The following is a 14128-nucleotide window of genomic DNA, read 5'->3' on the forward strand; positions in this document are numbered from 1 at the left end:
TGCGGGGGCCGCCGCCGCGCCGCCGCCGAACCGCCCGCGCGCCCGCCCCGCGCGGCGCCCCCGGCGGGGCGCGCGGGGCGCCGCCGGCGGCCCGGATGTGAGGTGTATCGCGCTTTTCACCGGCCGTTCGTCCAAAATTGTAGAACAGCCACAAACAGCGGCCCTGTTTTTTCGTCCAAGTCCTCATCCGACTGGCGGGGTTCTACAGGGCAAGGTGGATGACGTGCTTGTCATCGTTGCTCCCGGCCAGGGCGCGCAGGTCCCCGGATTCCTCGCCCCGTGGCTCGAACTCCCCGGCATGTCCGAGCGCTTCGAGAGCTGGTCCGACGTCGTCGGGCTGGACCTGAAGCGCTACGGAACCACGGCTGACGCCGACGAGATCCGCGACACCGCCGTCGCCCAGCCGCTGCTGGTCGGCGCGGGCCTGGCGGCGACCGCCGCGCTGTTCGGCGACCTGTCGGCCGCACCCGAGTCCGTCGACGCCGTGGCCGGCCACAGCGTCGGCGAACTGGTCGCCGCCGGGGTCGCCGGCGTGCTGCGCCCCGAGGACGCGCTGGCGCTGGTGGCCGAGCGCGGCCGGGCCATGGCCGACGCGGCGGCCCAGACCGCCACCGGCATGACCGCGGTGCTGGGCGGCGACCGCGCCGAGGTGCTGGCCGCCATCGAGTCCCACGGGCTCACCCCCGCCAACGACAACGGCTCGGGCCAGATCGTGGCGGCGGGCACGCTGGAGCAGTTGGCCGCGCTGGCGGCCGACCCGCCGGCGCGCACCCGGCTGCGCCCGCTGTCGGTGGCCGGCGCCTTCCACACCCACCACATGGCCCCCGCCGAGGAGCGCGTGGCGCGCCTGGCCAAGGCCATCAGCCCCGCCGACCCCCGCACCCGGCTGCTGTCGGTGCGCGACGGCGCGGTCGTGGCCGGCGGCGCGGAGTACCTGGACCGCCTGGTCGCCCAGATCAGCGCCCCGGTGCGCTGGGACGCCGTCACCGAGACCCTGGCGGGCCTGGGCGTGACGGCCCTCATCGAGCTTCCCCCCGCGGGCACCCTGACCGGCCTGGCCAAGCGCGCCCTGCCCGGGGTGGAGCGGCTGGCCGTCAAGACCCCCGAGGACCTCGACCGCGCCCGCGAACTCGTCGCCGAGCACGCCGGAACCTCCGCACCCGAACCGGAAGGCCGCTCCTGATGAACATCGCCCCCTCGGCCGCCGGCGCGCGCATCGTCGGCCTCGGCGAGTACCAGCCCAGCAACGTGGTCACCAACGACGACCTCGCCAAGCGGGTCGACACCTCCGACGAGTGGATCCAGTCGCGCGTCGGCATCAAGGAGCGCCGCATCGCCGGCCCCGACGACACCGTGGTGAGCATGGCCGTGGCGGCGGGCGGCAAGGCGCTGGCCGACTCCGGGCTGGCCCCCGAGGACATCGACCTGGTGATCGTGGCCACGTGCACGCTCACCGAGCAGATCCCCAACGCCGCCGCGCGGGTGGCCGCCCAACTGGGGGTCTCCGCGCCCGGCGCCTTCGACGTCAACGCCGCCTGCGCCGGCTTCAGCTACGCGCTGGGCCTGGCCAACGACGCCATCCGCGCCGGGTCCTCGCGCAACGCCCTGGTCATCGGCTCCGAGAAGCTCTCGGAGGTGATCGACTGGGACGACCGCTCCACCTGCGTGATCTTCGCCGACGGCGCGGGCGCGGCCGTGGTCTCGGCCGCCGAGACCCCCGGCATCGGCCCGGTGGTGTGGGGCAGCTCCGGTGAGCGCGCCCAGAAGATCCACCTGCGCGAGGGCAAGTACCTCTACCAGGAGGGCCAGGCGGTGTTCCGGTGGGCCACCACCGAGCTGAACGCGGTGGCCGAGGAGGCCCTGCGCCGCGCGGGCGTGGCGCCCACCGACCTGCACGCGTTCGTGCCGCACCAGGCCAACCTGCGCATCATCGAGTCCATCGCGCGCAAGCTGGGGGCGCCGCAGGCGATCATCGCCCGCGATATCGTCACCGCGGGCAACACCTCGTCCGCGTCGATCCCGCTGGCGCTCGCGCGCATGGCCGGACGCGGCGAGCTGCCCTCGGGGAGCCTCGTGCTCGTCATGGGCTTCGGCGCCGGCCTGAGCTACTCGGCCCAGGTGCTGGAGATCCCCTAGACACCCGCGGTGCGCCGGCGCCACCGGCGTGCCCGCGGCCCCCTGACCGACCAACGTTTCCATCCGAAGGAGAAAGACCGACATGGCGCAGCACACCGAGCAGGAGATCCTCGACGGCCTCGGCGAGATCATCGACGAGATCGCCGGTGTCCCGGCCGCCGAGGTCACGCCCGAGAAGAGCTTCGTGGACGACCTCGACATCGACTCCCTGTCCATGGTCGAGATCGCGGTCGCCGCCCAGGACAAGTTCGGCGTGGAGATCCCCGACGACCAGCTCAAGGACCTCAAGACGGTCCAGGACGTCGTCAACTTCATCCAGAAGTAGCCGGGCGCGCCCGCCGGCCGCGCGCCGGCGGGCCGCCACCGCGCGCACCGCGCGCCTCCCCACTTTCCCCCGTCCGCCCGTACGGAACGGGGCTCGACCACCCGAGAGAAGGGCGATCAGGCCGATGAGCACCACCGAAGTCGTCGTCACGGGACTCGGCGCCACCACCCCCCTGGGAGGTGACGTCGCCACGACCTGGTCCGCACTCCTCGAAGGCCGGTCCGGAATCGACACACTCCAGGAGGACTGGGTCGCCGACCTGCCGGTCCACTTCGCCGGCCGCATCGCGGTGGAGCCCAGCGAGCTGCTGCCGCGCCAGCGGCTGCGCCGCCTGGACCGCACCCAGCAGTTCGCGCTGATCGCCGCGCAGGAGGCGTGGCAGGACGCCGGCGCGCCCGAGGTCGACCCGGTCCGCCTGGGCGCGGTCGTCTCCAGCGGCATCGGCGGCATCCTGACCGTGCTGGAGCAGTACGACACCTTCCGCGAGCGCGGCTGGAAGCGGGTGTCGCCGTTCACCGTGCCGATGCTGATGCCCAACGGCCCGGCCGCCGCCGTCGCGCTGGAGTTCACCGCCCGCGCCGGCGCGCACGCGCCGGTGAGCGCCTGCGCCTCCAGCGCCGAGGCGATCGCCGACGCCATCGACATGATCCGCACCGGCCGCGCCGACATGGTGATCGCCGGCGGTGTGGAGGCCGCGATCCACCCGCTCAACATCGCCGCGTTCGCGTCGATGCGCGCGCTGTCGACCCGCAACGACGACCCCAAGACCGCCTCGCGGCCCTGGGACGCCAACCGCGACGGGTTCGTGATGAGCGAGGGCGCCGGCATGATCGTGCTGGAGTCCGCCGAGCACGCGGCCGCGCGCGGCGCCCGGGTCTACGCCGTGGCCGCCGGCGCCGGCTACTCCGACGACGCCCACGACATCGTGCTGCCCGACCCCGAGGGCACCGGGCAGGCCCGCGCCATCACCTCGGTGCTGGCCGACGCGGGGCTGCGCCCCTCCGACATCGCGCACGTCAACGCCCACGCCACCTCCACCCCGGCCGGCGACGTCGGCGAGACCGTGGCCATCCGCGCGGCGCTGGGCGACTCCGCCGCCGACCGCGTGGCGGTCACCTCGACCAAGTCGATGACCGGCCACCTGCTGGGCGGCGCCGGCGCGGTGGAGTCCATCGCGACCGTGCTGGCCCTGCACGAGGGCCGCATCCCGCCGACCATCAACATCGAGGAACTGGACCCGGCGGTCCGGGTGGACATCGTCCGCGACAAGCCGCGCGACCTGCCCGCCGACGCGGTGGCGGCCATCAACGAGTCCTTCGGGTTCGGCGGCCACAACATCGCGGTGGCGTTCCGCCGCCCCTAGGCGCGGGCGCCGGCCGCGAGCCGGCACACCAGGGCGCGATCGCCGTCGCCGCGCCGCGACGGCGGTCGCGCCTTTCGCGTGCGGGGAGGGGCGGGTGGGGAGCGGGGATTTCCTCGCGCCCCAGGCCAGGGGGTGCGCACCGGCCGCGCCGCGTTGTAGGATCCCCCGGCCGTCCCCCTGTTCCGGAGGCGGCCCGTCCGTCTTCGCGCTGATCAGCGCGGCGCGCGCCGACACGCTCGGTGCCCCCGCACCGTCGAAGCGGTCACGAAATATGAACGCTTTGATTCATGTCAGCGAAAATCGCCTTAACTCCGGTCTTCGTCACTGACAGCAGCGGCGGCCTCGGCGATGATGGGGGCGTGTCTCTTCCGTCTGTGGCGTCGACCGGCGGCTGGGTCCCCACCCCAGATGGCGCACCGGACGACGTGCTGATCTTCCGCCCGATTGTCGACCTCGACTCCGGCGCCGTGCTGGCGGTCGACGCCCATGTGCGCTACGGCGACGACCCCGCCGCGCGCGACCCCGCCATCCTCGCGGCGGGCCTGGCGCGCCTGGCGCGCCGCGCCACCGCCCACGAGACCCTGCTGCCGCTGGTGCTGCCGCTGCCGGCGTGGTCGGTGGCCTCCTCCCCCGAGACCTTCCAGTTGTTCGAGGACACCCTGCGCCGCTGCGGCCGCCGCCCGCGCGACGTCACCCTCATGCTGGGCGCCGACCTGCCCCAGGTGCCCCGCGAGGACCTGGTGCGCGGGGTGGCCCGGCTGCGCGAGCAGGGGTTCCGCTGCGCGTTCGGCACCGCCTCGGTGGCGCCCGACCTGCTGCTGGAGGCGCGCCCGTTCCTGGTGCGCATCGACCCCGCGATCGTCGACGGCCTGCCCTCCGACCAGCGCCGCGCCGCGCTCATCGACGGCCTGGCGCGCATCGGCCACGGCAGCGGGGTGTTCCCCATGGCCGCCGGGGTGCGCTCGCCCGGCCAGGTGCACCGGCTGCGGGAGTCGGGGGTGCGCCTGGCGCAGGGGCCGCTGTTCGCCGACGACGGCTGGGCGCCGGGCGACCGGGTGACGGTGGTGCCCGACTCCTCGGTGGAGTCGGCGTTCGCCGGGAACGACGCCGGGCCCTATGTCACCGAGTTCATGCTGCCGCCGGTGGCCATGACCAAGGAGGCCACCGCCGAGGAGGTCCTGGAGGCGTTCAGCGCCGACACCGCCCTCAACAGCGTGGTGCTGATCGACCACCGCGAGCGCCCGATCGCCCTGATCGACCGCGCGCGGTTCCTGCTGGCGGTCACCGGACCCTACGGCCACGCCCTGCACGCCAAGCGCCCGGCGCACCGCCTGGCCGACCCCCCGCGCACGGTCCCGCGCACCTTCCGCGCGATGGCGGCGCTGCGGGTGGCCGGTACCGAGCGCGAGCGGGTGTACGACGACCTCATCACGGTCAACGAGTTCGGGCAGTGCACGGGGATCGTGCACGTGGGCGACCTGATCCGCAGCCTGGCGGCGGGAGACGCACCCTAGAGAACCGTGCGGCCCCGCCGCGCACCGGTGACCGCGCGCCCGGAGTCCCCCGACCTCAGCGGGGGTCGAGGCGGTCGGCCTCGTGGCGTTCGGTGGCGGCGGTGAACGCGTCGGGGGCCTCGACCGATTCGGGAAGGTCCAGGGCGCCGGAGGCCGCCGCCGGCTCGGCCGGCTCAGGGGCTCTCGCCGACTCGGTCAACTCGGCCGCGTCAACCGCCCCTGCCGCCTCGGCCTCCTCGACCGCCGCCGCCGACTCCACCAGCTCCCTCATCTCCGGGCGCTTGGGCAGCCGTCCGTCGCCCGAGGAGCGGCCCAGCGCGCGGCGGCCCAGCCACGGCACGAGGTGGTGGCGCGCCCAGCGCCAGTTCTCACGGCGGCGGAGGATGCGGGGCAGGCGCTCGGGCGGGGTCTCCCAGGGGCGCGACCACAGCTCGGGGGGACCCATGGGGCTGCCCAGCAGTTCGGCGATCCGGGCGGCGACGATCGCGTGCCCGGCGGCGTTGAAGTGCAGCCGGTCCACGCTCCAGGCGCGGGGGTCGTTGAGGGCGCCCAGGGACCACAGGTCCACGATGTCGCTGGCGGTGCGCTCGGCGATGGCGCGCAGGTGCATGCTGAACACCGCGATGCGGCCCCGGTAGACCCGCAGCACCGGCACCCACCCGGTGTCGTGGCCGGAGAGGATGACGACCCGGATGCCGGCCCCGCGCAGCCGCCGCACGCCCGCCTCGAACTCGGCGGCCAGGGTGTCGAGGTTGGTGGTGGGCCGCAGCACGTCGTTGCCCCCGGCGTGCACGGTGACCAGGTCGGGGGCGAAGCCCAAGGTCTGCTCCAACTGCTCGCCGAAGATGTGGCGCACGCGCCGCCCCCGCACGGCGAGGTTGGCGTAGCGGAAGCCGGAGCCGGCTCCGGAGGCGGCGGCTCCGAGGTGGTCGGCGAGGCGGTCGGCGAAGCCCCGGTAGCCGCCGTCGGGCGCGGGGTCGTCCAGCCCCTCGGTCAGGCTGTCGCCGATGGCGACGTAGGAGCGTATGACCGCCGGCTCCGCCTGGCCGGTCCCAGTCGTCTCCAGGTCAGTCACATCTACCAATCATGCGGCTTCACCCACCGCGCCGGCGGGCCGGGGTGGCGGCGGCGCAGGAGGAGCCTCGGTGCGGGGTGGGGCCCTCGCCAGGGTGCGGGGACTCCCGGCGGGTCGGGGTGCCCGGCAGGTGTCAACAGGCAGGTGCGAGGGTAGAGCGTGCCCGACAAGCATACCTCCGACACCCGTCGGCACGCCTGCCGCCGGCCCGGCCCCGGTCCGCGCGCCGCCGGTGCGGGGGTCGCACCACCCGGTTGAGGAGCGTTTTTTCGATGAGCACCGGCAACGACACCCCGGAGTCCGCCCGGCAGCCGGCCTTCCCGGCCAACGAGGTCGAGTCGGCGCTGCAACGCGCGCTGGAGCACTCCCGGACCGCCGAGGGCTCCGACGGGCCGGCCGACCCCGCGCCGATCATGGACTTCCTGGCGGCGCTGCGCGAGGCCCAGGTGTGGATCCCGCTGCCCAGCGGCGCGGGCACCCAGGAGGACGGCTCGGTGGCGCTGCCCACCCTGGAGGTCGACGGCGCGCAGTTCATCCCGGTGTTCACCTCGGTCGAGCAGTTGGGCGTGCGCAGCGGCGACCTGCCCTACACCGTGCTGGCGGCCCGGGAGCTGGCCGGGGCGGTGCCCGAGGGGGTCGGCCTGGCGCTGAACCCGGGCAGCGAGGCGGGTGTGCCGCTGTACCCCGAGACGGTGTCGGTGCTGGCGCAGTGACCCCGCCCTACCGCCGGTAGCACAGGGACCGGCGCCCGGCCAGCCCACGGGCGCGGCCGGAACCGGCCGATGACACGGGGCGGCGGCGGAAAGGGTAAGGCAGGTCACTTTTTCCGCCGTTCCCGACAAACACCGCGTTCGACACTCCGGGCGGGGCGGGGCATCCGGTACCGCTCCCCGGCGCGTACGCTCGGTGTTCACCCGAGTCGGCACTATCCAACCGGGCCCGGCGCACGTACGATCACCGGGGAGTGCGGCGCTTCGCGCCGCCGCCGCGTCCCCGGTCCCCACCTGGGGGGCGCCCGGCCCCCGAGAAGTACACGTAGTGTTAAGCGAACGACATGCCCGTGCGGTCGCCCCACCCGCGGGCCGGATGCCCGGAGGTCGAGGTCTGCCGCAGATGAACGCCGTCTCCCCGATCTGCCTCACCGACCTCGCCCCCGCCCTCCGCTGGAGCGATCCCGCCGCCGTGGGCCCCGTCCTGCGCCACGCCCGCCTCATCGAGGGCTGGTGGGCCTCCCTGCCGGTGACCCGCGTGCTCGACATCGCCGGCGCCACCTGGCTGGCCAACGCCCTGGCGCGCCTGGCCGTCGAGCAGTGGGGCCACCTCGAACTCGGCGAGTTCCTGCCCACGCTGCGCGCCGAGGACGTCGACCTCGACGACATCGCCGAACCCGTGCGCGGCGCCCTGCTGGCCACGGCCGGCAACTGGGAGCGGCTGGTGTCGGCCACCCCCGCCGCCATCACCGCCTGGGGCCTGCCCGAGTCCTGCGGGCCCATCGACGTCATCAGCACGGCCACCTGGCGCGCCGTGCACCCCTTCACCCGCGAGCAGGGCCGCGTGCCCGCGCCCTCCCCCGCCCTGATGGTGGAGGCCGTGCGCACACTGGCCAACTGGCTGCCCGACTCCGCGCCCGACCACGTGCACAGCGCCCTGGCCTACCTGACCTCGGCCACCGGCGCCGACTCCGACGACACCGACACCGCCGCCGAGCCCCCGCCGCCGCAGAGCCCGGCCACCCGGGCCATCCGCACGCTGCGTGCCCTGCGCGCCCAGCGCGACGAGGAGGCGCGCGCCGCCGCCGAGGCCGAGGCCGACGCCGCGCCCGAGCCGGTCGCCCCCGCCACCGGGGCCGTGCGCGCGCTGCGCCGCCCGGCCTTCGGCCCGCCCAAGGGCGCGCGCGGCCCGGCGGAGCGCGAACTGGGCCGCCACCCGCTGGTGGACCTGCTGGAGGAGCTGCTGCGCACCTGGACCGAGGTGGAGCGCACGGTGGCCGCCGAGCGGCTGTTCGCCACCGACCCCATCAGCATCCGGCTGCTGGCCGACCAGATCAACGTGGACCTGCGCGACATCCGCAACGCCCAGCGCACGGTCGAGGAGCGGCTGCTCCAGTGGCTCAGCTCGCCCGGCGGCGCGCCGCTGACCAAGCACATGCGGGAGCTGTCGGACCAACTGGGCGCGGCCACCACGGTCGAGCACGTCATCGGCGCCCACCCCGACCACCCCGTCGAGGTGCCCTCGCTGGGCGCCCCGCTGTGGCGGGTGGTGATCACCCTGTTCACCGACCGCCGCCTGCACAACGGCTGGCTGGTGGCCGACGACCCCCACCGCATGCGCTGGCAGACCCGCGAACTGTTGGGCGACGCCCCCAGCCTCACCGACGCCACCCTGCGGCTGGGCCGGATCGGCATCCGCCAGCAGGCGGTGCGGGCGTGGCTGCTGAGCACGCCCGGGGTGTCCATCCGCGACGGCCACGTGCTGGTCGACCCCACCATCCCGGTCGAGGCGCCGCCGCCGGGCACCGGCGGCTCCTACGGCAGCCACTCCGACCCGGTCTCCGAGGCCGGGGGCACCACCACCGCCAACGGGCTGCCCATCCGCCGCCGCCCGGGCACCGAGGCGCCCCGGCCCGAGCACGAGGACCGGCCCGCGCCGCCCGAGCCGCCGCGCGTGGCCGCCTCGGCGCGCTGCTTCCGCGCGCCCGACGGCCGCTGGTGGCACCGGGTGGACGTCACCGCCGACCACCTCAACGGCGCGCCGGTGACCGTGCCGCCGGGCTACGCCACCCACCTGGGGCTCCAGCCGGGCCGCCTGCTGTGCCTGACCGCGCCCGGCGCCGACCTGCTGGTGCTGGTCTGGCGCGACCAGCCGGCGTTCGACTCCCTGCGCCCGCTGCTGCGGCGGCTGTCGGTGCAGCCGGGCGACCGGGTGTTCATCACCGTCAACGGCGACCGGCTCGACGCCCGCCGGCTGCCGGCCTCCGACATGAGCGGGCACTCCCCCACCAGCCGGGCGCTGCACCTGATCGGCTACACCGCGCCGGCGCCCACCGACGAGGCGCTGAAGATCCTGGCGCGGCGCATCAGCGAGGACGGCGACGACTCCCAGGCCGGCGACCCCCACGCGCTGCTGGAGGCGCTGACCCGGCGCGGCGACACCGACATCGCCCAGGAGCTGCGCCCGGTGCTGATGACCACCTCCTGATCGGGGGCGGGCAGGCACCCCGGCCTTCCGGCTCCCCGGGCACGCCGACGCGAACGGGGGCCGGAGCGCATCAGCGCTCCGGCCCCCGTTCGCGTGTACCGCGGGGCGCGGCGGCTCAGACGTTGAAGCCGAGCATCCGCAACTGGTCGCGGCCGTCGTCGGTGATCTTGTCGGGACCCCAGGGCGGCATCCAGACCCAGTTGATCTTGACGTCGCGCTCGAACTCGTCCAGCGCGGAGTTGGCCTGGTCCTCGATGACGTCGGTCAGCGGGCAGGCCGCGCTGGTCAGCGTCATGTCCAGGGTGATGGTGCCGCCGTCGACGTTGACCCCGTACAGCAGGCCGAGGTCGACCACGTTGACCCCCAGCTCGGGGTCGATGACGTCCTTCAACGCCTCGCTGATCTCCTCGACCAGCGCCTCGCCCCCGGTGGGCTCCGGCGCGGTGGCGGTGGAGTCCTGCTCGGTCATGAGGCGCCCTCCTTCTCCGTTTCCAGGGACTGGGCGGTCGCGTCCTTCCACGCCATCCAGGCGAGCAGGGCGCACTTGATACGGGCAGGGTATTTCGAGACCCCGGCGAAGGCCACCGCGTCCTCCAGGACGTCCTCGTCGGGCTCGCCCTGGCCCTTGGAGTGCATCAGCTCGGTGAACTCCGCCAGGACCCGCATGCCGTCGTCGACGGTCCGCCCGATCAGCAGGTCGGTCAGCACCGAGGCGCTGGCCTGGCTGATGGAGCAGCCCATGCTGTCGTAGGAGACGTCGGCGACGGTGGCCGAACCGTCGAGGCTCCCGCCCGCGGGTTCGAGGCGCACCCGCAGGGTGATCTCGTCGCCGCAGGTGGGGTTGATGTGGTGGGCCTCGCCGTGGTGCGGCTCCCGCAGCCCCTTGTTGTGGGGGTTGCGGTAGTGGTCCAGGATGATCTCCTGGTACATGGACTCAAGCTGCATGGCGACCTGGTGCCCTTCTAGCGTGCCGCCGCCGTGCCGAAGAACCGCTGGGCGGCCTGGATCCCCTCGGCCAGCGCGTCGATCTCGGCGAAGGTGGTGTAGACGTAGAACGAGGCCCGGGTGGTGGCCACGGTCTCGTAGCAGCGGTGCAGCGGCCACGCGCAGTGGTGGCCCACCCGCACCTCCACCCCGAGGTCGTCGAGCACCTGGCCGACGTCGTGGGGATGGATGCCCTCGACCGTGAACGCCACCGCCGAACCGCGGTCGGCGGTGTCGGTGGGCCCGATGATCCGCACCCCCGGCAGCGACCCCACCTGCTTGAGCGCGTAGGCCGTGACGGCCTGCTCGTGGGCCAGGACGTTGTCCATGCCCAGCGCGCTGAGGTAGTCGCAGGCGGCGGCCAGGCCGACCGCCTGGGGCGCCATGGGCACCCCCGCCTCGAAGCGCTGGGGCGGGTCGGCCCAGGTGGAGTGGTCGATGTGGACGGTGCCGATCATGGAGCCGCCGGTGATGAACGGCGGCATGCCCGCCAGCAGCTCCCGGCGCCCCCACAGCACGCCGATGCCGTTGGGGCCCAGCATCTTGTGCCCGGAGAACGCCAGGAAGTCCACGCCCAGGGCGGCGACGTCGACCGGCATGTGCGGCACCGACTGCGCGGCGTCGGCCACCACCAGGGCGCCGTGGGCGTGCGCCCGCTCGGCGATGGCGGTGACCGGGTTGACCGTGCCCAGGACGTTGGACTGGTGGGCCAGTGCCACGACCTTGGTGCGCTCGTTGATGAGCGAGTCGATGTCGGACAGGTCGAGCCGGCCGTCGGGGGTCACCGCGAACCAGCGCAGGGTGGCGCCGGTGCGCTGGCACAACTGCTGCCAGGGCACCAGGTTGGCGTGGTGCTCCATCTCGGTGACGACGACCTCGTCGCCGGGGCCGACCCGGAAGCGGTGGTACTCGTCTCCGCTGGTCGCGGCGTTGCTCATGGCGTAGGCGACCAGGTTGATGGCCTCGGTGGCGTTCTTGGTGAACACCACCTCGTCGCTTCCGGCGCCGATGAACGCCGCGATGGTGGCGCGGGCGCGCTCGTAGGCGTCGGTGGCCTCCTCGGCGAGCTGGTGCGCGCCGCGGTGCACCGCCGCGTTGTGGTGCTCGTAGAAGGCGCGTTCGGCGTCCAGGACCTGCCGGGGCTTCTGGGAGGTCGCCCCGGAGTCCAGGTACACCAGCGGACGCCCGTCGCGGACGGTGCGGGCCAGGATCGGGAAGTCCGCCCGCACCGCCTCGACGTCGAGGCGCCCCGGCTCGCTGGTGGTCACTGGCCCGCGCCCGCCTTCACGAACCGCTCGTAGCCCTCGGACTCCAGGCGGTCGGCCAGCTCGGGGCCGCCGGACTCGGCGATGCGCCCGCCCGCGAACACGTGCACGTAGTCGGGGCGCACGTAGTTGAGGATGCGGGTGTAGTGGGTGATCAGCATGACGCCGACGTCGTTGGTCTCGCGGGCGCGGTTGATGCCGGCCGAGACGACCTTGAGGGCGTCCACGTCGAGGCCGGAGTCGGTCTCGTCGAGGATGGCGATCTTGGGCTTGAGCAGTTCGAGCTGGAGGATCTCGTGGCGCTTCTTCTCGCCGCCGGAGAAGCCCTCGTTGACGCCGCGCGCGGCGAAGGAGGAGTCGATGGCCAGCCCGCCCATGGCCTGCTGGAGCTCCTTGGAGAACGCGCGGAGCTTGGGGGCCTCGCCGCGCACGGCAGTGACCGAGCTGCGCAGGAAGTTGGACATGGATACGCCGGGGACCTCGACCGGGTACTGCATGGCCAGGAACAGGCCGGCGCGGGCGCGCTCGTCGACGCTCATCTCCAGCACGTTCTCGCCGTCGAGCAGGACCTCGCCCGCGGTGATCTCGTACTTGGGGTGGCCGGCGATCGCGTAGGCCAGGGTGGACTTGCCCGAACCGTTGGGGCCCATGATGGCGTGGGTCTCGCCGGAGTTGATGGTGAGGTCGACGCCCTTGAGGATCTCCTCGCGCTCTTCGGCGCCGATGAGGACGTCGGCCCGGACGCCGCGGATTTCAAACTTGGTCATCTGTGTATCAGCCATTCTCGGTTTCGAGCGAGACGAGCACGTCGTCGCCGTCGATCTGCACTGCGTAGGTGGCCACCGGGCGCGTGGCCGGCGGGTTGATCGGTTTGCCGGAGGCCAGCTCGAAGCAGGAGCCGTGCAGCCAGCACTCGATGGTGCCGTCCTCGACCTCGCCCTCGGAGAGGTTGACCTCGGCGTGGGAGCAGATGTCGCTGATGGCGTGCACCCGGCCCTGGCTGCGCACCACGGCCACCGGGGTCTCGCCGACCTCCACGCCCAGCGCGCCCTCCTCGGGGAGGTCGCTCAGCCGGCACACCTTGGTGAATCCGCTACTCATGGGAGGCCAGCTTCTCCTCGACCTCCGCCATGATGCGCTCCCGCAGCTCGGCGACCTCGATGCGGTTGATCAGCTCCTGGAAGAAGCCGCGGATGACCAGCCGCCGGGCCTCGTCGGCGGGGATGCCGCGCGACTGGAGGTAGAACAGGTGGATGTCGTCGAGCCGGCCGCTGGCGCTGGCGTGGCCCGCGCCCTCGACCTCGCCGGTGAAGATCTCCAGGTTGGGCACGGAGTCGACCCGGGTGCCGTCGGTGAGCACGAGGTTGCGGTTGTGCTCGTAGGAGTCGGTGCCCGAGGTGCCCTCGCCGATGATGACGTCGCCGATCCACACCGCGTGGGCGTCCTCGCCGCTGAGCGCGCCCTTGTACTCCACCCGGCTGCGGGTGTTGGACTCGTTGTGGTCGATCAGCGAGCGGTGCTCGTGGTGCTGGCCCTTGCCGGTGTAGTACAGCCCGTGCAGCTCGGCGTCGCCGCCGGTGCCCACGTAGCGGACGCTGGGCGAGAGCCGGACGAGGTCGCCGCCCAGGGTGACCACGAAGCTGCGGAACCGGGCGTCGCGGCCGACGGTGGCGAACTGGTGCGACACGTGGACGGCGTCGCGGTCCCAGTCCTGGAGGCTGACGACGGTCAGGCTGGCGCCGTCCTCGACCACGAACTCGACGTTGTCGGCGTAGACGGCCGAGCCGGCGTACTCCAGCACCACGGTGGCCGAGGACTGGGGCTCGGCCCGGACCACCAGGTGGCCGTAGGCGTCGCCGTGGGTGGTGCCGGTGGCCTTGACGAACACCGGCGCGCCGGCCTCGGTGCCCTTGGGCACGGTGATGACGTTGGCCTGGCCGAACTGCGGGAAGCTGTCCCAGGCCAGGGCGCTGACGCGGTCGTTGGGCAGGAACGAGGCGCCGACCCGGGGGTCGTCGCGGTCGACCCGCTCCACGCGGACCTCGCCGGGCGCCTGGATCTCGACGCCCACCACGCCGTCGGCGATGGTGCGGCCGTCGTGCAGTCCCCGCAGGCGGCGCAGCGGGGTGAACCGCCACTCCTCCTCGCGCCCGGTGGGCACGGGGAAGCTCTGCGGGTCGAAGGACCCGTGCACGTCAAGGCGCGAGATCGGGATCTCGCCGGCGCCGTGGGAGTGCTCTCGGATTCCGAGGTTGGGGCTGGCCATGC

14 protein-coding genes are annotated in these 14128 nt (G+C 73.8%); 7 read left to right on the forward strand and 7 right to left on the reverse strand.

Translation table 11 applies throughout. The features are described from left to right. Positions 1 to 298 precede the first annotated feature (298 nt). From LG943_RS25270 to LG943_RS25290, 5 genes are all read left to right on the forward strand, one after another. The gene (locus LG943_RS25270) at positions 299 to 1183 is read left to right on the forward strand and encodes an ACP S-malonyltransferase (RefSeq protein WP_456340061.1); all 885 of its coding nucleotides are present in this window, start codon (positions 299 to 301) and stop codon (positions 1181 to 1183) included. After that, positions 1183 to 2136 carry a beta-ketoacyl-ACP synthase III gene (locus tag LG943_RS25275; protein ID WP_270074878.1) on the forward strand — a complete coding sequence of 318 codons (954 nt, stop codon included), beginning with the start codon at positions 1183 to 1185 and terminating at the stop codon, positions 2134 to 2136. Before LG943_RS25270 ends, LG943_RS25275 begins: the two co-directional genes overlap by 1 nt. Positions 2137 to 2218: 82 nt before the next feature. After that, the gene (locus LG943_RS25280) at positions 2219 to 2461 is read left to right on the forward strand and encodes an acyl carrier protein (protein WP_179765540.1); all 243 of its coding nucleotides are present in this window, start codon (positions 2219 to 2221) and stop codon (positions 2459 to 2461) included. Between the two features lie 124 nt (positions 2462 to 2585). Further along, on the forward strand, positions 2586 to 3824 hold the full coding sequence (gene fabF, locus LG943_RS25285; RefSeq protein ID WP_270074879.1) for a beta-ketoacyl-ACP synthase II: 1239 nt from the start codon (positions 2586 to 2588) through the stop codon (positions 3822 to 3824). A 359-nt stretch (positions 3825 to 4183) separates the two neighbouring features. After that, positions 4184 to 5338, forward strand: coding sequence for an EAL domain-containing protein (locus tag LG943_RS25290; protein WP_270074880.1), 1155 nt, complete (start codon positions 4184 to 4186; stop codon positions 5336 to 5338). Positions 5339 to 5393: 55 nt separating this feature from the next. On the opposite strand, the gene LG943_RS25295 is transcribed toward LG943_RS25290, so the two are convergent. Beyond that, positions 5394 to 6413, reverse strand: coding sequence for an SGNH/GDSL hydrolase family protein (locus LG943_RS25295; RefSeq protein WP_333486438.1), 1020 nt, complete (start codon positions 6411 to 6413; stop codon positions 5394 to 5396). Positions 6414 to 6685: 272 nt separating this feature from the next. Between LG943_RS25295 and LG943_RS25300 the strand changes: the two genes are divergently transcribed. Next, positions 6686 to 7126, forward strand: a complete 441-nt coding sequence (locus tag LG943_RS25300) for an SseB family protein (RefSeq protein ID WP_270074881.1) — start codon at positions 6686 to 6688, stop codon at positions 7124 to 7126. A 400-nt stretch (positions 7127 to 7526) separates the two neighbouring features. Beyond that, entirely contained in the window at positions 7527 to 9611 is a 2085-nt protein-coding gene (locus tag LG943_RS25305) for a hypothetical protein (protein WP_270074882.1), read from the forward strand. A gap of 115 nt (positions 9612 to 9726) precedes the next feature. Here the strand turns inward: LG943_RS25305 and LG943_RS25310 are convergent, their stop codons facing one another. From LG943_RS25310 to sufD, 6 genes are read right to left on the reverse strand one after another with little or no spacing between them, the layout of a single operon-like run. Continuing rightward, positions 9727 to 10080 (reverse strand): metal-sulfur cluster assembly factor, encoded by a 354-nt coding sequence (locus LG943_RS25310; RefSeq protein WP_270074883.1) that lies wholly within the window; start codon positions 10078 to 10080, stop codon positions 9727 to 9729. Continuing rightward, a complete protein-coding gene (gene sufU, locus LG943_RS25315; protein ID WP_270074884.1) occupies positions 10077 to 10556 on the reverse strand; it encodes a Fe-S cluster assembly sulfur transfer protein SufU in 480 nt (159 codons plus the stop codon). Before sufU ends, LG943_RS25310 begins: the two co-directional genes overlap by 4 nt. Before the next feature lie 17 nt (positions 10557 to 10573). Further along, positions 10574 to 11863: a cysteine desulfurase gene (locus LG943_RS25320; RefSeq protein WP_270074885.1), complete on the reverse strand. Its 1290-nt coding sequence runs from the start codon at positions 11861 to 11863 to the stop codon at positions 10574 to 10576. After that, positions 11860 to 12627, reverse strand: coding sequence for a Fe-S cluster assembly ATPase SufC (gene sufC / locus LG943_RS25325; RefSeq protein ID WP_270074886.1), 768 nt, complete (start codon positions 12625 to 12627; stop codon positions 11860 to 11862). The genes LG943_RS25320 and sufC overlap by 4 nt, the downstream gene beginning before the upstream one ends. A 7-nt stretch (positions 12628 to 12634) precedes the next feature. Beyond that, on the reverse strand, positions 12635 to 12961 hold the full coding sequence (locus tag LG943_RS25330) for a non-heme iron oxygenase ferredoxin subunit (protein WP_270074887.1): 327 nt from the start codon (positions 12959 to 12961) through the stop codon (positions 12635 to 12637). Further along, positions 12954 to 14126 carry a Fe-S cluster assembly protein SufD gene (sufD, locus tag LG943_RS25335; protein WP_270074888.1) on the reverse strand — a complete coding sequence of 391 codons (1173 nt, stop codon included), beginning with the start codon at positions 14124 to 14126 and terminating at the stop codon, positions 12954 to 12956. Before sufD ends, LG943_RS25330 begins: the two co-directional genes overlap by 8 nt. Positions 14127 to 14128: the final 2 nt, after the last annotated feature.

The organism is Streptomonospora mangrovi (assembly GCF_027604915.1).
GTDB classification, from domain to species: domain Bacteria; phylum Actinomycetota; class Actinomycetes; order Streptosporangiales; family Streptosporangiaceae; genus Streptomonospora; species Streptomonospora mangrovi.

What these genes read in the sequence shown, in the direction of transcription:
- sufD (WP_270074888.1), bottom strand. Translation starts at nt 14,126, where the DNA reads ATGGCCAGCCCCAACCTCGGAATCCGAGAGCACTCCCACGGCGCCGGC.
- sufC (WP_270074886.1), bottom strand. Translation starts at nt 12,627, where the DNA reads ATGACCAAGTTTGAAATCCGCGGCGTCCGGGCCGACGTCCTCATCGGC.
- LG943_RS25305 (WP_270074882.1), top strand. Translation starts at nt 7,527, where the DNA reads ATGAACGCCGTCTCCCCGATCTGCCTCACCGACCTCGCCCCCGCCCTC.
- LG943_RS25330 (WP_270074887.1), bottom strand. Translation starts at nt 12,961, where the DNA reads ATGAGTAGCGGATTCACCAAGGTGTGCCGGCTGAGCGACCTCCCCGAG.
- LG943_RS25300 (WP_270074881.1), top strand. Translation starts at nt 6,686, where the DNA reads ATGAGCACCGGCAACGACACCCCGGAGTCCGCCCGGCAGCCGGCCTTC.
- LG943_RS25280 (WP_179765540.1), top strand. Translation starts at nt 2,219, where the DNA reads ATGGCGCAGCACACCGAGCAGGAGATCCTCGACGGCCTCGGCGAGATC.
- sufU (WP_270074884.1), bottom strand. Translation starts at nt 10,556, where the DNA reads ATGCAGCTTGAGTCCATGTACCAGGAGATCATCCTGGACCACTACCGC.
- LG943_RS25275 (WP_270074878.1), top strand. Translation starts at nt 1,183, where the DNA reads ATGAACATCGCCCCCTCGGCCGCCGGCGCGCGCATCGTCGGCCTCGGC.
- LG943_RS25270 (WP_456340061.1), top strand. Translation starts at nt 299, where the DNA reads ATGTCCGAGCGCTTCGAGAGCTGGTCCGACGTCGTCGGGCTGGACCTG.
- LG943_RS25310 (WP_270074883.1), bottom strand. Translation starts at nt 10,080, where the DNA reads ATGACCGAGCAGGACTCCACCGCCACCGCGCCGGAGCCCACCGGGGGC.
- fabF (WP_270074879.1), top strand. Translation starts at nt 2,586, where the DNA reads ATGAGCACCACCGAAGTCGTCGTCACGGGACTCGGCGCCACCACCCCC.